18 protein-coding genes, 22 tRNA genes and 1 rRNA gene are annotated in these 16,699 nt (G+C 43.1%); 32 read left to right on the top strand and 9 right to left on the bottom strand.

Going from position 1 to position 16,699, the window contains the following annotated elements; all coding sequences use genetic code 11:
• The 23 genes from rrf to D5F11_RS24315 all read left to right on the top strand — a co-directional run.
• Positions 1 to 81: ribosomal RNA gene (gene rrf, locus D5F11_RS28290) — 5S ribosomal RNA — on the top strand; the annotation flags it as partial.
• Positions 82 to 159: 78 nt separating this feature from the next.
• A tRNA-Val gene (locus tag D5F11_RS24420) sits at positions 160 to 235 on the top strand.
• Positions 236 to 241: 6 nt separating this feature from the next.
• A tRNA-Thr gene (locus D5F11_RS24415) sits at positions 242 to 317 on the top strand.
• 53 nt (positions 318 to 370) lie between these two features.
• Positions 371 to 446, top strand: a tRNA-Lys gene (locus D5F11_RS24410).
• A 4-nt stretch (positions 447 to 450) separates the two neighbouring features.
• Positions 451 to 532 (top strand) — tRNA-Leu (locus tag D5F11_RS24405).
• Between the two features lie 6 nt (positions 533 to 538).
• Positions 539 to 610: transfer RNA gene (locus D5F11_RS24400), tRNA-Gly, on the top strand.
• 9 nt (positions 611 to 619) lie between these two features.
• Positions 620 to 705, top strand: a tRNA-Leu gene (locus D5F11_RS24395).
• 10 nt (positions 706 to 715) lie between these two features.
• Positions 716 to 789 (top strand) — tRNA-Arg (locus D5F11_RS24390).
• A 15-nt stretch (positions 790 to 804) separates the two neighbouring features.
• Positions 805 to 881 (top strand) — tRNA-Pro (locus D5F11_RS24385).
• A gap of 16 nt (positions 882 to 897) precedes the next feature.
• A tRNA-Ala gene (locus tag D5F11_RS24380) sits at positions 898 to 973 on the top strand.
• 23 nt (positions 974 to 996) lie between these two features.
• A tRNA-Met gene (locus D5F11_RS24375) sits at positions 997 to 1,073 on the top strand.
• Positions 1,074 to 1,079: 6 nt separating this feature from the next.
• Positions 1,080 to 1,156 (top strand) — tRNA-Ile (locus D5F11_RS24370).
• A gap of 20 nt (positions 1,157 to 1,176) precedes the next feature.
• Positions 1,177 to 1,269: transfer RNA gene (locus tag D5F11_RS24365), tRNA-Ser, on the top strand.
• Positions 1,270 to 1,284: 15 nt separating this feature from the next.
• Positions 1,285 to 1,358: transfer RNA gene (locus tag D5F11_RS24360), tRNA-Met, on the top strand.
• A 10-nt stretch (positions 1,359 to 1,368) separates the two neighbouring features.
• A tRNA-Asp gene (locus tag D5F11_RS24355) sits at positions 1,369 to 1,444 on the top strand.
• A 79-nt stretch (positions 1,445 to 1,523) separates the two neighbouring features.
• Positions 1,524 to 1,599, top strand: a tRNA-Phe gene (locus tag D5F11_RS24350).
• Positions 1,600 to 1,629: 30 nt separating this feature from the next.
• Positions 1,630 to 1,704: transfer RNA gene (locus D5F11_RS24345), tRNA-His, on the top strand.
• A gap of 11 nt (positions 1,705 to 1,715) precedes the next feature.
• Positions 1,716 to 1,789 (top strand) — tRNA-Gly (locus D5F11_RS24340).
• A gap of 11 nt (positions 1,790 to 1,800) precedes the next feature.
• Positions 1,801 to 1,874 (top strand) — tRNA-Gly (locus D5F11_RS24335).
• 16 nt (positions 1,875 to 1,890) lie between these two features.
• A tRNA-Ile gene (locus D5F11_RS24330) sits at positions 1,891 to 1,967 on the top strand.
• 1 nt (position 1,968) lies between these two features.
• Positions 1,969 to 2,040: transfer RNA gene (locus D5F11_RS24325), tRNA-Asn, on the top strand.
• A gap of 55 nt (positions 2,041 to 2,095) precedes the next feature.
• Positions 2,096 to 2,186, top strand: a tRNA-Ser gene (locus D5F11_RS24320).
• Between the two features lie 8 nt (positions 2,187 to 2,194).
• Positions 2,195 to 2,266: transfer RNA gene (locus tag D5F11_RS24315), tRNA-Glu, on the top strand.
• 43 nt (positions 2,267 to 2,309) lie between these two features.
• Here the strand turns inward: D5F11_RS24315 and D5F11_RS24310 are convergent.
• On the bottom strand, positions 2,310 to 3,068 hold the full coding sequence (locus tag D5F11_RS24310; protein WP_245998313.1) for a TraR/DksA C4-type zinc finger protein: 759 nt from the start codon (positions 3,066 to 3,068) through the stop codon (positions 2,310 to 2,312).
• 132 nt (positions 3,069 to 3,200) lie between these two features.
• A complete protein-coding gene (locus tag D5F11_RS24305) occupies positions 3,201 to 4,127 on the bottom strand; it encodes a 1,4-dihydroxy-2-naphthoate polyprenyltransferase (protein WP_120118735.1) in 927 nt (308 codons plus the stop codon).
• Positions 4,128 to 4,301: 174 nt separating this feature from the next.
• Between D5F11_RS24305 and D5F11_RS24300 the strand changes: the two genes are divergently transcribed.
• From D5F11_RS24300 to D5F11_RS24280, 5 genes are all read left to right on the top strand, one after another.
• Positions 4,302 to 5,693: an isochorismate synthase gene (locus D5F11_RS24300; protein ID WP_120118734.1), complete on the top strand. Its 1,392-nt coding sequence runs from the start codon at positions 4,302 to 4,304 to the stop codon at positions 5,691 to 5,693.
• Positions 5,690 to 7,444, top strand: coding sequence for a 2-succinyl-5-enolpyruvyl-6-hydroxy-3-cyclohexene-1-carboxylic-acid synthase (menD, locus tag D5F11_RS24295; RefSeq protein WP_120118733.1), 1,755 nt, complete (start codon positions 5,690 to 5,692; stop codon positions 7,442 to 7,444). Before D5F11_RS24300 ends, menD begins: the two co-directional genes overlap by 4 nt.
• Positions 7,438 to 8,256: a 2-succinyl-6-hydroxy-2,4-cyclohexadiene-1-carboxylate synthase gene (gene menH / locus D5F11_RS24290; protein ID WP_185830899.1), complete on the top strand. Its 819-nt coding sequence runs from the start codon at positions 7,438 to 7,440 to the stop codon at positions 8,254 to 8,256. Before menD ends, menH begins: the two co-directional genes overlap by 7 nt.
• A 20-nt stretch (positions 8,257 to 8,276) precedes the next feature.
• The gene (gene menB, locus D5F11_RS24285; protein WP_120118732.1) at positions 8,277 to 9,095 is read left to right on the top strand and encodes a 1,4-dihydroxy-2-naphthoyl-CoA synthase; all 819 of its coding nucleotides are present in this window, start codon (positions 8,277 to 8,279) and stop codon (positions 9,093 to 9,095) included.
• A gap of 369 nt (positions 9,096 to 9,464) precedes the next feature.
• Positions 9,465 to 10,943: an o-succinylbenzoate--CoA ligase gene (locus D5F11_RS24280; protein ID WP_120118731.1), complete on the top strand. Its 1,479-nt coding sequence runs from the start codon at positions 9,465 to 9,467 to the stop codon at positions 10,941 to 10,943.
• 29 nt (positions 10,944 to 10,972) lie between these two features.
• On the opposite strand, the gene D5F11_RS24275 is transcribed toward D5F11_RS24280, so the two are convergent.
• The 3 genes from D5F11_RS24275 to ytzI form a co-directional block, all read right to left on the bottom strand.
• Positions 10,973 to 11,128 carry a DUF1540 domain-containing protein gene (locus tag D5F11_RS24275; RefSeq protein ID WP_120118730.1) on the bottom strand — a complete coding sequence of 52 codons (156 nt, stop codon included), beginning with the start codon at positions 11,126 to 11,128 and terminating at the stop codon, positions 10,973 to 10,975.
• Positions 11,129 to 11,226: 98 nt separating this feature from the next.
• Positions 11,227 to 11,445, bottom strand: coding sequence for a membrane protein insertion efficiency factor YidD (gene yidD, locus D5F11_RS24270; RefSeq protein ID WP_120118729.1), 219 nt, complete (start codon positions 11,443 to 11,445; stop codon positions 11,227 to 11,229).
• Between the two features lie 24 nt (positions 11,446 to 11,469).
• On the bottom strand, positions 11,470 to 11,625 hold the full coding sequence (ytzI, locus tag D5F11_RS24265; RefSeq protein ID WP_120118728.1) for a YtzI protein: 156 nt from the start codon (positions 11,623 to 11,625) through the stop codon (positions 11,470 to 11,472).
• A gap of 121 nt (positions 11,626 to 11,746) precedes the next feature.
• On the opposite strand from ytzI, the gene D5F11_RS24260 reads away from it, so the two are divergent.
• Complete coding sequence (locus D5F11_RS24260; RefSeq protein WP_120118727.1) at positions 11,747 to 12,205, top strand: Dps family protein; 459 nt, start codon at positions 11,747 to 11,749, stop codon at positions 12,203 to 12,205.
• Between the two features lie 321 nt (positions 12,206 to 12,526).
• Here the strand turns inward: D5F11_RS24260 and D5F11_RS24255 are convergent, their stop codons facing one another.
• Entirely contained in the window at positions 12,527 to 12,781 is a 255-nt protein-coding gene (locus D5F11_RS24255) for a DUF6154 family protein (RefSeq protein WP_120118726.1), read from the bottom strand.
• Between the two features lie 163 nt (positions 12,782 to 12,944).
• Here D5F11_RS24255 and D5F11_RS24250 point away from each other — a divergent pair, with 163 nt between their 5' ends.
• Both D5F11_RS24250 and ytkD read left to right on the top strand, forming a co-directional pair.
• Positions 12,945 to 13,274, top strand: a complete 330-nt coding sequence (locus tag D5F11_RS24250) for a hydrolase (RefSeq protein WP_120118725.1) — start codon at positions 12,945 to 12,947, stop codon at positions 13,272 to 13,274.
• An 85-nt stretch (positions 13,275 to 13,359) separates the two neighbouring features.
• Positions 13,360 to 13,833, top strand: coding sequence for an RNA deprotection pyrophosphohydrolase (gene ytkD / locus D5F11_RS24245; RefSeq protein WP_120118724.1), 474 nt, complete (start codon positions 13,360 to 13,362; stop codon positions 13,831 to 13,833).
• A 26-nt stretch (positions 13,834 to 13,859) separates the two neighbouring features.
• Here the strand turns inward: ytkD and D5F11_RS24240 are convergent, their stop codons facing one another.
• Together D5F11_RS24240 and D5F11_RS24235 are read right to left on the bottom strand one after the other, a co-directional pair.
• A complete protein-coding gene (locus D5F11_RS24240) occupies positions 13,860 to 14,669 on the bottom strand; it encodes an ABC transporter permease (RefSeq protein ID WP_120118723.1) in 810 nt (269 codons plus the stop codon).
• Complete coding sequence (locus D5F11_RS24235; protein ID WP_120118737.1) at positions 14,653 to 15,426, bottom strand: ABC transporter ATP-binding protein; 774 nt, start codon at positions 15,424 to 15,426, stop codon at positions 14,653 to 14,655. Before D5F11_RS24235 ends, D5F11_RS24240 begins: the two co-directional genes overlap by 17 nt.
• A 105-nt stretch (positions 15,427 to 15,531) precedes the next feature.
• Between D5F11_RS24235 and D5F11_RS27070 the strand changes: the two genes are divergently transcribed.
• Positions 15,532 to 15,699 (top strand): hypothetical protein, encoded by a 168-nt coding sequence (locus D5F11_RS27070; RefSeq protein WP_185830898.1) that lies wholly within the window; start codon positions 15,532 to 15,534, stop codon positions 15,697 to 15,699.
• On the opposite strand, the gene D5F11_RS24230 is transcribed toward D5F11_RS27070, so the two are convergent.
• Positions 15,662 to 16,660: an ABC transporter substrate-binding protein gene (locus D5F11_RS24230; protein WP_120118722.1), complete on the bottom strand. Its 999-nt coding sequence runs from the start codon at positions 16,658 to 16,660 to the stop codon at positions 15,662 to 15,664. The genes D5F11_RS27070 and D5F11_RS24230 overlap by 38 nt on opposite strands.
• Positions 16,661 to 16,699: the final 39 nt, after the last annotated feature.

The raw sequence follows: 16,699 nt of genomic DNA, 5'->3' as shown, positions 1-16,699 counted from the left end.
CATCCCGAACACGGAAGTTAAGCTCTTCAGCGCCGATGGTAGTGAGGGGCTTCCCCTTGTGAGAGCAGGACGTCGCCGGGCAATCAGACAACATTAAGGATGGCATGCTAAGAACGCGACGTCCTGTCGCAATGAATACATTAGTACATCCTGTACTTCGGAGGATTAGCTCAGCTGGGAGAGCACCTGCCTTACAAGCAGGGGGTCGGCGGTTCGAACCCGTCATCCTCCACCATATTACGCCGGCCTAGCTCAATTGGTAGAGCAACTGACTTGTAATCAGTAGGTTGGGGGTTCAAGTCCTCTGGCCGGCACCATTGTAAATTCTTTATGTCCGATTATGTCGAATGACTGGGATCTATTTTAGTACGAGCCATTAGCTCAGTTGGTAGAGCATCTGACTTTTAATCAGAGGGTCGCAGGTTCGAATCCTGCATGGCTCACCATTTTGCGGGTGTGGTGGAATTGGCAGACACGCTAGACTTAGGATCTAGTGCCGTAAGGCGTGGGGGTTCGACTCCCTTCACCCGCATATTAAGCGGAAGTAGTTCAGTGGTAGAACACCACCTTGCCAAGGTGGGGGTCGCGGGTTCAAATCCCGTCTTCCGCTCTTTATTTTGCCGGGGTGGCGGAACTGGCAGACGCACAGGACTTAAAATCCTGCGGTAGGTGACTACCGTACCGGTTCGATTCCGGTCCTCGGCATTCGGCTTTTGCGCCCGTAGCTCAATTGGATAGAGCGTCTGACTACGGATCAGAAGGTTATGGGTTCGACTCCTTTCGGGCGCGTTACTTATTTTATCTCGGGAAGTAGCTCAGCTTGGTAGAGCACTTGGTTTGGGACCAAGGGGCCGCAGGTTCAAATCCTGTCTTCCCGACCACTTTATAAAATACAATGGGGCCTTAGCTCAGCTGGGAGAGCGCCTGCTTTGCACGCAGGAGGTCAGCGGTTCGATCCCGCTAGGCTCCACCAATTAAATGAAATAGTATTATGTGGGCGGCGTAGCTCAGCTGGCTAGAGCGTACGGTTCATACCCGTGAGGTCGTGGGTTCGATCCCCTCCGCCGCTACCATTTGTAGGACCTTTAGCTCAGCTGGTTAGAGCAGACGGCTCATAACCGTCCGGTCGTAGGTTCGAGTCCTACAAGGTCCACCATTTTACTTTTCTTTTTCACTGGAGGAATACCCAAGTCTGGCTGAAGGGATCGGTCTTGAAAACCGACAGGCGGGTTAAACCGCGCGGGGGTTCGAATCCCTCTTCCTCCGCCATTTTCATTCTATTGTCGCGGGATGGAGCAGTCTGGTAGCTCGTCGGGCTCATAACCCGAAGGTCGCAGGTTCAAATCCTGCTCCCGCAATTTAATAAAAGGTCCCGTGGTGTAGCGGTTAACATGCCTGCCTGTCACGCAGGAGATCGCGGGTTCGATTCCCGTCGGGACCGCCATTTTAAAAAGCATAAGGCAGTTTATAGAAGTTCTATGCTACTGAGACTGTTATAAACTTCTCATAGCTTAATTACATATGGCTCAGTAGCTCAGTCGGTAGAGCAAAGGACTGAAAATCCTTGTGTCGGCGGTTCGATTCCGTCCTGAGCCACCATTAAGACGTTCAATACAACGGCACTGCATGGCGGCTATGGCGAAGTGGTTAACGCATCGGATTGTGGCTCCGACATCATGGGTTCGATTCCCATTAGTCGCCCCATTTTAAACCATGCGGGTGTAGTTTAGTGGTAAAACTACAGCCTTCCAAGCTGTTGTCGTGGGTTCGATTCCCATTAGTCGCCCCATTTTAAACCATGCGGGTGTAGTTTAGTGGTAAAACTACAGCCTTCCAAGCTGTTGTCGTGGGTTCGATTCCCATCACCCGCTCCAAATTCATTTTAAGTGAGGGCCTATAGCTCAGCTGGTTAGAGCGCACGCCTGATAAGCGTGAGGTCGGTGGTTCGAGTCCACTTAGGCCCACCATTCCGCAGTAGCTCAGTGGTAGAGCTATCGGCTGTTAACCGATCGGTCGTAGGTTCGAATCCTACCTGCGGAGTTTTCTTTACGCCTTTTTTACTATTCACATAAATGTTTTTTATGAATAATATAGTGGGGAAGTACTCAAGAGGCTGAAGAGGCGCCCCTGCTAAGGGCGTAGGTCGCGTAAGCGGCGCGAGGGTTCAAATCCCTCCTTCTCCGCCATATCGTATGGCCCCTTGGTCAAGCGGTTAAGACACCGCCCTTTCACGGCGGTAACACGGGTTCGAATCCCGTAGGGGTCATCATAGAAAAAGAACCATTCCAGTGTTGGAATGGTTCTTTTTTCTATTCTTTATCTTTGTCTACATAGCCGTCGGTTTGATGATAGGGGAGATCTCCAAAGGGAGCGTCTGTCCCTTCGTCATCTAATTCTTCTTTATATTCCCGTTCATCGTCTGTCTTGAATACTTTTACATCATTCGTTTTCATATCGTTTCCTGTAAACATCTCATATTCCTCAGTAAAACCATCCCTAATCTTATCATGGTAAAGCTCTTCATAACTGTCAAAGTCGCCTTCAAAATCTGAAGGAGTCTCAGATGTACCATATCTAGCCACTTCCTGAAAGCTGTCATGATAGTCGCGAATACCTTCTTCCTTATGCCGACCGGCATAAGAGTTATCATAGGCAGGCTTTAAATAATCCAGTTCTGCCGGACTATCACTCGGTATCGAACGCTCAGGAGTATGTTCGATACATGTTGTTGCATATGGGATGACTTCAAGGCGATCATAGGGTATCTCCTTTTCGCATATTTCACATTTTCCATAAGTACCCTTTTCCATTGAGAAAAGCGCTGCTTCTACTTTTCCTAATTGGTCCTCTTCGTGCACAGACAGCGCCATATCCTTTTCTCTCTCATATAGTTCGGTTCCCAAGTCTGCAGGATGGTTGTCATATGACGAGAGCTCCATACTATCCTTCTCATTCTCATGATTCAAAATCCCGTCTTTTGCATTTATGGTTCCTTGTAGATTTTGCTTCTCTTCCAATAGTATCTTCTTTAATGTATTTAATTGTTGCTCTGTTAGCAAGGTGTTCACTTCCCTTTAGTGTTTATGTTTTAGTATGAGCGATTTTAGGTCTAATAATATCCCGGCTTGTTATATTTATTTTTCTTTATTTCATTTTTAGACGGAAATAAAAAAACATGCCCCAAAAAGTGGGCATGTTGGTTATTTCAAAAGGTTGCTTATAAGAAAACTGATGGCCATTAGAAATCCGAAAATTGTATTTGTCTGTGCAGTAGCTTTCATTGCGGGCATCATCTGGATTGGCTCAGTTTTTCCAATAAATCCTTTGACCGCACTGGCTGCTTTCGGAATACTGGCAAATGTGATAAGAAGCCATGGAGATAAAGAAAAGAATAATATCAATACTAAAATAAATAAATATGAAATAATAAACATGGCTGCCAGTAGTTGAATAGCTTTTTCGCGGCCAAGGAGTATGGCAACTGTTTTCCTTCCGTTTTCCTTATCCCCATCCAAGTCACGTATATTGTTGGCTAATAATATGGAGCCAATCAAAATTGAAATGGGAATAGATACAAGGATACTGATGGAATCAATTTTTCCAGCTTGAATAAAATAAGCGATTTGCGTAATAACAAAACCCATAAAAAAGCCGGAAGTGATTTCTCCAAATGGAGTATAGGCAATAGGAAATGGTCCCCCTGTGTAAAAATACCCGGCTGCCATACAAACGAGGCCGATCACCGCAAGCCACCAGCTGGTATTGGCGGAAATATAGATCCCAAGCAGCAGGGCTGCTCCTAGAAAGGCAAATCCCAATCCAAGGACGATCCTAGGTTTGACCCCATTACGTACGATAGCCCCGCCGATGCCGACTGAATTCTTAGTATCCAAGCCTCTTGCGAAATCAAAGTATTCATTAAACATATTGGTAGCTGCCTGTATAAGGAGACTGGCTATAAGCATCGCTGCAAAAAGAAGGCTGTCTATAGGGTAGTATTTTGCAGCCAAAACTGTACCCAACAGCACTGGCACAAACGCAGCCGTCAATGTATGCGGGCGAGTTAGACGCCACCAAATCCGCCAGCCTTTTTCTGCTGGGACGGCAGATTGAGCATGAAGATTCATAAAATTCCTCTCCCTTAACATATTCACCTAATAAAGTGTAGAGAATGTAAGATGAAGTGTCAATCCCTTTAGCTGCAAAGTTTGATTTTACCAAAGCTGTTTTACTACATTTAGTGTCTTGCTTCATATATAATAAGGAAAGAGATATAAGATCAGTCGCTTTAGGAGAGATTTATGTTGATTAATTCACCATACCAAACAAAGTATATAAATACCTTAAAGCATAAAGCACAATCCAATAAAGTGTTGGCAAGCTATACAAAGAAAGTGGATAAGATCGATCCCTTTACCTTTTATCAAATAAGCAAGCCTGCAAATGATGGAAAGAGGTTTTTTTGGAAAAGCCCGGATGACGATACGACGATTGTGGGCGTAGGTCTACTCCGTTCATTTTCAAACAGTGGGGCAGAAGACCGCTTTAGGCGGATTGAAACAGAATGGAAGGAAATTCTTTCATCCGCTGTAATCGATAATCCCTTTCACTTACCTGGCACGGGACCGCTTTTGTTTGGCGGTTTTTCTTTTGATCCATACAGTCTGAAAGAAGAGAAGTGGCAGCCTTTTGGTGATGCTTTATTTTATTTGCCTGAGTACATGCTGACAGTCATTGGCGAAGAGTATTACTTGACAGTAAATCTTTTTGAAAGCGAAGAGTTAGTCAATCAATCAAATAAGGTGAAAAATTTTGACTTGATAATAAAAAATGCCGGACTTTCCGAGGCTTCCGCGTCGTATCTAATAAGCAAAGAAGAACTCTTTGTCCCTCAATGGCTAGATTCTGTTGCGGAAGTCGTAAATATACTAAAGTCATCAGACCTAGTAAACAAGGTCGTTTTATCAAGGCAGATGCAGTTGAATTTTTCAGAACCTGTATTATCAGAATATGTATTAAAACAGCTTCATACCCAACAGAAGGACAGTTTTATATTCCTTTTGGAAACGCCTGAAGGCAGTTTTGCAGGGGCATCTCCTGAAAGACTTGTTAAAAAAATCGACGATCAAGTATTATCGACAAGCCTGGCTGGATCGATCGGTAGAAGTGAAAATGCTGTTGAAGACAGGGAGCTCGGAAATATACTGTTAAACGATGAGAAAAATCTGTATGAACATAGTCTGGTTGTGGATATGATTAAAAAGGCGTTGAAGCCTCATTGTAATGAACTCCAGGTACCCGATCAGCCTATTCTTTTGCGGACGCCGTATATACAACATCTGTATACGCCGGTATCAGGCGTTGCCAAACCTGAGACATCTATTTTCAACCTTGTGGGAGAATTGCATCCAACGCCTGCTTTAGGTGGTGTTCCTACTGGCCAGGCTATGAAAATAATTAGGGATGAAGAAAAGATGGACAGAGGTTTCTATGCTTCTCCAATTGGCTGGACTGATTTTGATGGAAATGGAGAATTTATTGTTGCGATTCGTTCAGGATTGCTCAAAGGTAAACAAGCCTTTTTATATGCAGGCTGCGGGCTGGTTGCTGACTCCGATCCAAAAGAGGAATTAAAAGAAACCGGCATTAAGTTTCAACCGATGTTGCAGGCAATAGGAGGAAAAAGTGAATGAGTTGGCAAGAAACATTAACGGAATATGCGGCAAGCTTCATAGAGGGACTTGTTCACTCAGGTGTCAAAGAGGTTGTCATCAGTCCTGGTTCCAGGTCTACTCCTCTGGCCATGTTGTTTGTTGAACATCAGGACATACAGGTATATATGAATATAGATGAACGCTCTGCATCATTTTTTGCACTGGGGCTTGCCAAGGCATCAGATCGCCCCGTTGCTCTGTTATGTACATCGGGAACGGCCGCAGCTAATTATTTTCCTGCAGTGATTGAAGCGAGTCTTTCCAGGGTTCCGTTGATTGTTTTGACTGCTGACAGGCCCCATGAGTTGAGAGATATAGGTGCACCACAGGCAATCGACCAACTTCATTTATTTGGAAAGTATGTAAGATGGTTTGCTGACATGGCATTGCCGGAATCTGGGAAAGAAATGTTAAAATACGCCAAGACATCAGCGATCCGTGCTGCTTCCATGGCCAAAGGAGTGCTGCCAGGTCCAGTTCATGTCAACTTTCCTTTAAGGGAGCCTCTTGTTCCCAAGATGGAGCAACCATTTCATTATGCTTCACATACAGCACTTCCTTATGTAACAGAAGGACATTTGACCATCCCATTTGAGACGTATAAAGAAATTGCAGACCAGTGTTCAGGGGTTGAAAAGGGTCTGATTGTTTGTGGAAATATAGATAAGCCTGGTTTTCCAGAGGCAGTTCTAGCACTGGCAAATTCGCTCGGATTTCCGATACTGGCAGATCCCCTTTCTCAGTTGAGAAGCGGAAGCTTTGAAAAAGAGATGGTTATTGAATGTTACGATGCATTTTTAAAATCAGACAGGGTTAAAGAAAAGCTAAAGCCTGAGCTTGTCATCCAGTTCGGCGGTCAGCCTGTTTCAAAGCCACTTTCATTATTTTTAAAGGGATTGAGAGAATCATCGGAACAGTTGATTATAGATGGAGGCGGAGGCTGGCGAGATCCAAACCGCGCGAGCACTCATATGATCCAGTGTGACGAAATCGCCTTTTGTCAGCAAATGGAACCATTACTGGAAAAGAAAAAAGGGACCTCCTGGAAAAAAATGTGGATTGATCTGAATCAACGGACAAAAAATATCATTCAATCCTATATTCAGTCAATATCTGACATGGAGGAAGGTAAGACTGTTTCAAAACTTTGCGGTCTATTGCCTCCTGACAGCACAGTATATATAGGAAACAGTATGCCGATCAGGGATATGGATACTTACTTTCACACCAACAAAAAAAATATTCGGCTGATAGCTAATCGCGGTGCAAACGGAATAGATGGAGTTGTGTCCAGTGCGCTTGGTGCCGCAGTACATTGCCGTCCGCTCTTTCTTTTGATTGGCGACCTTTCTTTTTTTCATGATATGAATGGCTTGCTGGCCGCTAAGCTTTATAAAATCAATATTAATATTATTCTTCTGAACAATGATGGAGGAGGCATCTTCTCCCATCTTCCTCAGGCAGAGGAAGGAAAAAACTTTGAATTGATTTTTGGAACGCCGACGGGATTGAACTTTGAACATACCGCCATGATGTATAACGGTCAGTATACAAAAGTGTTGGACTTGGAGGATTTGAGTGTTTCTGTGGGAGAGGCAACCTCCAATGAAGGCTTGAATATTATTGAGGTTCCGACAGACAGGGAAAGGAATGTGCAGGTTCATCGAGAATTATGGGAACAGGTTTCCCGGGAAATAAATAATTATCTGCAAAGTGACGAAACATGCTGATTCTGCTTGATAAAGTAAGGTACAATGTAGAAATAACCGGAAAAAAAGGGAACCCTGCGATTATTCTTTTACATGGCTTCACCGGAGATCATACCACTTGGAAAAACTTAAGCAATACGTTAAAGGCTTCCTTTCAAGTGGTTGCTATCGATCTTCTTGGCCATGGTAAAACAGACTCTCCAGATTGGCTCGATCGATATAAAATGGAAAATGCAGCAAAGGATATCATTCATTTAATGGATCTTTTGCAAATTGACAGTGCCCATTTACTCGGATATTCAATGGGGGGCAGGCTTGCTTTGGGAACAGCCATGCTGTACCCGAAAAGAATTAAGACGCTGATTCTCGAAAGTGCGTCTCCAGGTTTAAAAACGGAGCAGGAAAAGGTATCAAGAATGCAAAGTGATGAATCCTTGGCAGTTAGAATTTTAGAACAAGGAATCGAAAATTTTGTAAATTATTGGGAAAACATACCTCTGTTTCAAACTCAAAAAAGACTTCCAACAGATATCCAGAATCAAATTCGGTCTCAGAGGCTGCAAAACGATCCCAATGGGCTTGCAAACAGTCTCAAAGGGTTTGGAACAGGGAGGCAGCCATCTTGGTGGCATAAGCTTCAGGAGCTTGATGTTCCTGTTTTGCTCATGTCCGGGGAGCTGGATGAAAAGTTTTGTAAAATTGCAGATGAAATGAATCGGCTTTTTCCAAAATCAAAGACGGTAGAAATTAAAGAAGCGGGACATGCTATACACGTGGAAGAACCGGATAAATTTGATACAATAGTGAAGAAGTTTCTGATTGAACAGGACTAATTATTAGGAGGGGATCCTCAATGGCAATCAATTGGACGAAAGAAAGAGAATACGAAGATATTTTATATGAAACGTATAATGGGATCGCAAAAATAACAATCAATCGGCCTGAAGTACATAATGCATTCAGACCCAAAACTGTTATGGAATTAATCGATGCTTTTGCTTATGCAAGAGACGATGAGCAGGTCGGAGTTATCGTTCTTACAGGTGCAGGCGGCAGAGCTTTCTGTTCAGGGGGGGACCAGTCAGTAAGAGGTCACGGAGGATATGTCGGTGAAGATAACATCCCGCGTTTGAACGTCTTGGACCTGCAAAGGCTTATTCGTGTCATTCCGAAGCCGGTTGTTGCGATGGTAGCAGGCTATGCGATTGGAGGCGGCCATGTGCTTCATGTGGTCTGTGACTTGACAATTGCGGCAGATAACGCAGTATTTGGACAAACCGGACCTAAAGTCGGAAGCTTTGATGCTGGTTACGGTGCCGGATATCTTGCGCGTATTATCGGACATAAAAAAGCAAAAGAAATTTGGTTCCTTTGCCGTCAGTATAATGCACAAGAAGCTCTTGATATGGGCTTGGTCAATACAGTGGTGCCACTTGATCAGCTTGAAGAGGAAACGGTGAAATGGTGTGAAGAAATGCTTGAAAAGAGCCCAACTGCCCTCAGATTCCTGAAAGCGGCTTTCAATGCTGATACAGATGGCCTTGCCGGCCTTCAACAGCTAGCAGGAGACGCCACATTGCTTTATTATACGACTGACGAAGCAAAAGAAGGACGGGACGCTTTCAAAGAAAAGCGCAAGCCTGACTTCGGGCAGTTTCCACGCTTCCCTTAAAGAAAAATGACAGCACTGGTTTAGTGATATAAAAACTAAGGGGAAGAAAGTGTTTTGCGTGCTAAGCTGGACAAACACCAAAAAAGGCGCTCTCTACATATACTCACAGCCAAACAAAAGGTGACGCAGGCAGCTTCATGTCACGCTTATATAGCTTCGCTTGTACTAGGCCGCCTATTTGTTTGGAGTTGATGTTGTTTTGTCGCAGTGCGCTGAATCAGCATCTTTGAAGCAACCACGCGGAAAAGGTGAGCTTTTTCGAAAAAGGTTGTTGCAGGATACTGTGGCTGGACAGTATCATTTTATGAAAGGGCCTGGTGGTTATCCATCGGGTCCTTTTTGACCACTCAAAAGCAAGGAGTTTTACTCATGGAAACAATCACTCCCAACTGGCTGCAAAAAAGGGCAGATTTGTCACCGGAACGCACGGCTCTGATTTTTAACGATCAATCCTGGACATTTGAAGAAATTTTTAAAATAGCTAAAAAGACAGCAGGTAAAATAGTCGGTTTGCTTCCGAGGAACAGCAGTCGGGTTGCCATACTTATGAATAATACACCTGAAGCTGTATGGGTGATCTATGGGCTTCAGCAGCTAGGAATTGAAACGGTTTTTTTAAACTCCAAATTGACAGCAAGTGAGTTGGCATTTCAACTTATAGATAGCGAAACCGAGCTGATCATTTATGATCGTTTACTGAAAAATAGAGCAAATGAATTAAGCGAAGCGTTGACTGATATTCCCATTATCTCTGTCACAGATTTGGCAGAACGACCGACCTTTGAGATAGCCATTAGAGAAGAATACCGAATTGATGACGTTTGCTCGATTATGTACACATCAGGAACGACCGGAAAACCAAAAGGTGTTCTTCAAACTTTCGGAAATCATTGGTGGAGCGCGACAGGATCTGTTTTGAACATTGGTTTGCAGGAAAATGATTCGTGGCTGTGTGCCGTTCCAATATTTCATATAAGTGGATTATCCATTTTAATACGAAGCATCATTTATGGCATTCCTGTCATTTTAGTGGAAAAATTCGATGGAAAATTGGTGAACAGCCTGTTGTCATCAGGAGAAGTGACCATCATGTCAGCTGTGACAGCTATGATCAATAGGATGCTTTCTGAACAGGAGAATCCTTCCTACCATCCGGCGTTCCGATGCTTGTTGGCTGGTGGTGGTCCCGTTCCCAAACCCCTTTTGGAAGTTTGTAAGGAAAGAAATATTCCTGTTTTCCAAACATACGGGATGACGGAAACATCATCGCAAATTGCCACACTGTCCCCAGAAGACAGCCTAAGAAAGCTTGGTTCCGCAGGTAAACCGTTATTTCCCTCTCAATTAAAAATAATGGTTGAACAAGAAGAAGCAAAACCTATGCAAGAAGGTGAAATCTTTGTAAAGGGCCCGAATATAACCAAAGGCTACTTAAATAGGGATGAAGTTAATGCTGCTTCGTTTAAAGATGGATGGTTTTCCACTGGAGATCTGGGTTTTAAAGATGAGGAAGGTTTTGTGTATATTCTTGATCGCCGCTCGGATTTAATCATTTCTGGAGGAGAAAATATTTATCCGGCTGAAATCGAAGAAATATTGTTAAGCCATGATGAGGTCACAGATGCGGGAGTGACGGGGATTCCGGATAAAAAATGGGGGCATGTCCCCTATGGCTTTGTCGTTGCGGGAAAACCCATCAACGAAGAGGAGATCTTTGCATTTTGTCGCGAAAGACTTGCCTCATATAAAGTGCCTAAGAGGATTATTCAAGTGGACCAGCTCCCACGCAATGGCGCAAATAAGCTGATGCGAAGACTATTGAGTCAGTTGATAGAAAATGAAAAGTAAACGAGGTGCCTATGAGGGGCACCTCGCTTTTATGATTTTTGAGCAAAGGTTTGACAATCGGTCTCTCTTTCAGTTTCAGCTACATTCCCCGTATGGCTCACGATATAGATACGGTCGGCCGCACACTGGTTTCCTTTTTTCCAAAAATGACAATTCTCCACTTCACAAAGAACATCTTCTGCCATTCGGTATCACACTCCCTTTAAGTTGATACATGAATAGTGTTAGCGCAAAAGAAGCTGCTATGTGAGGGAAAATATGTCAAACAAGGAAAAGCCCAGCCCTATTTTTTTTCAGGAACATGATCGATACCCCCAGGATGAAACGGATGGCATTTTATGATCCGTTTAAACGTCAACCATCCTCCGCGTACCGCTCCAAACCTCCTAATCGCTTCGAGTCCATAGTTGGAACAGGTTGGATAAAATCTGCAGGTTGGCGGTTTTAGAGGTGAAATGAATTTTTGGTAAAAACGGATGATAAGAATAAAGAGTTGTTTCAATGAAAGATCGCTTCCTTCATTTAATTAGGATATTTTATTTTCTTCGGATTGGTTATGATTGTCATCTGTTGGCATTGGATCGACTGTGTGGCTGACTGAATATGCTTTTGAGGTGACCAAAGCAGTTACAAGAACGACAACAATACAGATGATAATGGATATAATCATGACAAGCTTCATAACTTTTTCTCCCTTCTTCTTTGAGCCTATTGTAGCATAGATTTCTCTGTAAAAGCCGAGCATATAAATGTTTGACCTATGAATAATAGGGTAGAATAAAAGAAGTAGGAGGAGTGATAAAATGTCAACTGAAAGTCAACAATTAATCGAATTGGTAAACAAACAGGTGGCTAACTGGACAGTGCTTTACACAAAACTACATAATTTCCATTGGTATGTAAAAGGACCAAACTTCTTTACGCTTCACGCCAAATTTGAAGAACTGTACAATGAGGCAGCTCTGCATGTGGACGAACTGGCAGAAAGGCTTTTAGCCTTGGGTGGAGAACCAGTGGCTACTCTTAGGGAGTCGCTTGAACTTGCAAGTGTAAATGAAGCCGGAAATGGACAGACAGCGGAGCAGATGGTTCAGACCATAGTGGAAGATTTTGAAATCTTGACGCTTGAATTGAAAAAAGGAATTGAACTGGCTGATCAGTCAGGAGATGAGACAACTGGAGATATGTTGCTTTCCATCCATCAGAGCCTTGAAAAACATTTATGGATGCTAAATGCTTTTTTGGGTGAAAAAGTACAATAAGTAAGCAAAACGAAATTTTCTGTTTAGGGTGACGTACAGATTGATCCGGGGATGGCAGGCTCAAGTCGCAACTCCTTTTGCTTCGCTTGCACTAGTTCTTCCTGTACGTCGATAGGCTCAGATCGGCGACGTTTTATTGGCATAAAACTTCCTGGATGTTGAGGAGCTATCCAGTGGTGATAGACTAAGCGACCTCGGTTTCCTTGGGCCTCCAGCTAGACTAGTGGAGAGTTGCTGAATAATCGGGGGCTGGGAAATTTATAGTGTGAAAGCTGGACAAAAAATGCCTGGCGCAAATCCCAGGCATTTTTCTTTATGTAATTAGTGCAAATGTCTGAAGTACGAAGCCCCGTCTTCCTTTCTTCCTTCAATTTGGGCGAATTTCCCTTTTAAAGTCTCCATCATATACAATCTGATGAAATATTGAAGTTCGTATTCATTCATTTCTTTTACGATTTCTATTAGGTCATCATGGTTATACCCTTCAAGCACTGCAAAGGTAATCATATCCAAGTCCTCTTCATCACCAGTTAGTTTATCACGGTACATTTCAAATAATTCGTCTATAAGTTTCATGTGGATAACCTCCTTTCAATAAATATGTTTTTTATGTCCTTATTATATATATACCCTTAAATGGTACGAACAATCAAATATAATTGACAATTCGTCTATTAAGAATAAAATAGACTCCTTCAATGCAAAATATGCTTATAAATTATTAAAGGAGCCGACCGTCTTGGATCAACAAAGGAAAACCTATTACATTTCAGTCGGGGCAGGGGAGATTTTATCTGTCCCCAATGCATCGCCTTGGGAGTTTAAAATTGAAGCTAACGATGATGAAATCACAAGGCTTCGGGAAATATTCGATTCGAGCCAGGACAACAGTATAGATGATTTCCTGCGGGCACACGTTCCCTTCGTGGAATATTCCCATGACCCTACAAATGATCAGTACGATCAAAATTTGTTCAGAATTTACAGCATGATTTATGAGCTCGGGGACCAAGAAGCCAAACAGCAGATAGAAAGCATGGGAATCCTCGATGGTTTTAAAAGCGAATGAACTGATTTTATAGTATAGTTAAAGCGTTGGAATTGTTTCCAACGTTTTTCATTTTACTATTAAAAATAAAGGAAGACACGCAAAAATGCTTAAGTTTATAGATAAAAACCAAAACGAAGTCCATTTGGCTTTTTCCATCAACGCTTTCTCAATCAAGCCGGCACATGTTCTTGTTATTTGCAGATATAATGATGAATGGCTACTAACAAAGCATTCCACTAGGGGCCTGGAGTTTCCGGGAGGCAAGGTTGAAAAAGGAGAAACAGTGGAGGAGGCGGGAATAAGAGAGGTTTTAGAGGAAACAGGCGGGAACGCAGTCATCAAGGATTATCTCGGGGAATATAAAGTTCATGATCCGAAAGGAGTTTTTGTTAAAGCGGTTCTCGTTGCCGAAGTTTATCATTTGGAGAAAAAGGATCATTATTTCGAAACAGATGGGCCAGTGCTGGTAGAAGGAGATCTTGTTTCCAGGCTCAATGAAGATGGGTTCAGTTTTATCATGCAAGATGAGGTTGTAAAGGCAGCTTTAAATAAAGTGAGGGAAAAGAGACACGATTAAAAAAGCTGCCCTTCAACAGAGCAGCATCAATCCTGATCTTTAATCATTTTCTTTTCAAGCCATTCAACGAGCTGGTACATGATTGTCGCAAATATAACGATAAGGAAAAGGGCCAGCATGACCAAGGTGAAATTGAATACTTGAAATCCATAAATGATCATATATCCGAGGCCTTTTGCCGATACAAGAAATTCACCGACGATAACGCCGACCCATGATAATCCAACATTCACTTTTAAGGTGGATATGATAGTGGGAAAAGAAGCTGGCAAAATGGCATCCTGGAAAGCCTGCCGCTTTGTCGCACCGAATGTGCGAAGCACTTTTACATAATTATCATCCACATCCCGAAAAGCCGAATAGACGACGATCGTTGTGATGATGATAGAGATGATCGCTCCCATGGCTATAATTGAGGTGAATCCCGGACCAAGGCCGACAATTAAAATGGGGCCGAGAGCGACTTTTGGCATGGCATTTAGAATGACAAGGTATGGATCGAGTACTTTTGAGAGAAAAGGGGACCACCAGAGAATCGCTGCAAAAATTGTTCCAAGGAGCGTACCGAGAATGAAGCCCATTACTGTTTCAAATACAGTTACGCTGAGGTGTGCGAATAATGTTCCATCTGAAATCTTTTCTACGAGTAAGGTCCATACTTTGGTAGGGGAGCTAAAGATGAGTGGATCGATCCATTTGCTGCGGCTTGCAGCCTCCCACAATATGAAAAATAGTGTCACAATTAGCACCTGATAGAATAGTATCCAGCGCTTTTCTGAGGCCAGCTTCTGTATATAAAGCGAATGAAGCTGGATGGGGTCATTTGTTTTCTTCAAGAGTCTCCAGCTCCTTCCAGATAATCCGGAATAAATCGGAATAGGCATCTTTGCTTCGAACTTCAAAAGGACTCAAATTTCGCAGTTCTTCAGGAACGTCAAATACTTTATAGAGCCTTCCAGGATCAGATGCAAAAAGCAGGACTCTGTCGCTCATCGATATGGCTTCTCCCAGATCATGTGTAACGAGGACAGCAGTTTTCTTATAGGCTTTTAATATGTTAAATACAAGGTCTTCAAGCTTCAGTTTTGTTTGATAATCGAGAGCGGAAAACGGTTCATCCAATAAAAGCAGCTTTGGATTGACGGCCATTGTGCGGGCCAATGCTGCACGTTGGCGCATCCCACCTGATAGCTGGCGGGGAAATTGTTTTTCCACGCCTTCTAGTCCGATTTTTTGCAGGAACTGCAGTGCATTTTCCTTAGTTTTTTCTTTCAGCTGGTGATTCAATTTCAGTCCTATCAAAACATTTTCCTCAATCGTTTTCCAGGGAAAAAGATAATCCTGCTGAAGCATGTAGCCAATGATGTTTTTCTGCAAATCCGGAGGCTGGCCGTCAATTTTTACCAGTCCGTCTGTTGGTATCAATAGTCCTGACAAAATGGATAGCAACGTTGTTTTACCGCATCCGGATGGACCGATCAGGGACACAAATTCCCCTTCCTCGATTGAAAATGAAACATCTTTTAAAGCAGTCTTTATGGAAGACGGAGTGAAGTAGTGGTGTTCAATATTTTCAGTTGTAATAAAGCTCACAATGTTTCCGGCCTCCTTTTCTTGATCGTATTTTATTAACTTCATTCAGCAAAAGTCTCCCACTTCTGTAAGTGGTGAGATGAATGCCTATTGGTATTCCATTAATTGGGGGTCAAACCCTGGCTGAATAAAGTTAAAGCCTCCGGCGGATGCAACAGATTTTATCGAGCGGAGCTCGATAAAATCTGGGCGCAAGTACGCCAAGGCGCATTTGATCGGGCGCTGGCCCCTTTATTTACTCCTTCATCACTCTCTCAACAATTTCGGTATTGACCAGCTTGGCGTAATCCACTTTTTCTGGAAGTTCGCCCGCTTCCTCCATGATGTTTTGGAGGTTTTCCCAGCCATCTTTAGTCAAAGTCATTTTCTCTGCAAATGAGCCCTGGTTTTTATAGCGTTCGATGACGATAGCCAATGTTTCCAAATCAGAGTCTTCAAAATACGGTTGAACGACTTTGGCAATTTCTTCTCCGCTGTTCTTTTCCACCCATTGCTGTGCTTTATAGAGAGCGCGGACAAATTTTTCCACCGTCTCTTCGTTTTTCTTTATATAGCTTTCTTTTGCCATGAAAGTGGTATAAGGTACCTGACCGGATTCTTCACCGAATGAAGCGACGATGTATCCTTTTCCTTCTTTTTCAAACACGGAGGCTGTGGGCTCAAACAATTGAACATAGTCTCCTGTTCCGGAAGCAAAAGAATTGGCGATGTTTGCGAAGTCGATGTTTTGAATCAACTCAAGATCTTTATGCGGTTCGATCTCATGTTTTTTCAAAACAAACTCGCCAACCATTTGCGGCATGCCGCCTTTCCGTTGCCCTAGGAAAGTGGAGCCTTTCAGTTGATTCCACTCAAATTGCTCTTTTTTCTCACGGGACACAAGGAATGTTCCATCAGTCTGGGTTAATTGAGCAAAGTTAATAATAGGGTCGCTTGCGCCTTGGGCGTAAACATAAATGGATGTTTCCGACCCGACAAGAGCTATATCGGCAGCGTCTGACAAAAGGGCTGTCATCGTTTTATCGCCGCCCCATGTCGTTTTTAATTCGACGTCCAGCCCCTCGTCTTTAAAATATCCTTTGGCAAGGGCAACATATTGGGGAGTATAGAAAACAGAGCGAGTTACTTCTGCCAGCTTCACTTTTTTCACTTCTTCTTTTGGTGAGCAGGCAGCAGCAAAAATCAGCAGGAAAGCCGCAACAGCTGACAATCCGATTTTTAAACATGCTTTCATTCATGAACCTCCTGTCAAGTCTTGCAGGACTTTAGTAAA

This window comes from Siminovitchia terrae, assembly GCF_003605405.2.
In the GTDB taxonomy this organism is placed as follows: domain Bacteria; phylum Bacillota; class Bacilli; order Bacillales; family Bacillaceae_C; genus Siminovitchia; species Siminovitchia terrae.
The sequence above is the reverse complement of the archived record's forward strand: the minus strand, read 5'-3'. Positions and strand labels throughout refer to the sequence as shown.

What these genes read in the sequence shown, in the direction of transcription:
- D5F11_RS24300 (WP_120118734.1), top strand. Translation starts at nt 4,302, where the DNA reads ATGTTGATTAATTCACCATACCAAACAAAGTATATAAATACCTTAAAG.
- D5F11_RS24275 (WP_120118730.1), bottom strand. Translation starts at nt 11,128, where the DNA reads ATGGCAGAAGATGTTCTTTGTGAAGTGGAGAATTGTCATTTTTGGAAA.
- menB (WP_120118732.1), top strand. Translation starts at nt 8,277, where the DNA reads ATGGCAATCAATTGGACGAAAGAAAGAGAATACGAAGATATTTTATAT.
- menH (WP_185830899.1), top strand. Translation starts at nt 7,438, where the DNA reads ATGCTGATTCTGCTTGATAAAGTAAGGTACAATGTAGAAATAACCGGA.
- D5F11_RS24230 (WP_120118722.1), bottom strand. Translation starts at nt 16,660, where the DNA reads ATGAAAGCATGTTTAAAAATCGGATTGTCAGCTGTTGCGGCTTTCCTG.
- D5F11_RS24305 (WP_120118735.1), bottom strand. Translation starts at nt 4,127, where the DNA reads ATGAATCTTCATGCTCAATCTGCCGTCCCAGCAGAAAAAGGCTGGCGG.
- menD (WP_120118733.1), top strand. Translation starts at nt 5,690, where the DNA reads ATGAGTTGGCAAGAAACATTAACGGAATATGCGGCAAGCTTCATAGAG.
- D5F11_RS24255 (WP_120118726.1), bottom strand. Translation starts at nt 12,781, where the DNA reads ATGAAACTTATAGACGAATTATTTGAAATGTACCGTGATAAACTAACT.
- ytzI (WP_120118728.1), bottom strand. Translation starts at nt 11,625, where the DNA reads ATGAAGCTTGTCATGATTATATCCATTATCATCTGTATTGTTGTCGTT.
- D5F11_RS24260 (WP_120118727.1), top strand. Translation starts at nt 11,747, where the DNA reads ATGTCAACTGAAAGTCAACAATTAATCGAATTGGTAAACAAACAGGTG.
- D5F11_RS24280 (WP_120118731.1), top strand. Translation starts at nt 9,465, where the DNA reads ATGGAAACAATCACTCCCAACTGGCTGCAAAAAAGGGCAGATTTGTCA.
- ytkD (WP_120118724.1), top strand. Translation starts at nt 13,360, where the DNA reads ATGCTTAAGTTTATAGATAAAAACCAAAACGAAGTCCATTTGGCTTTT.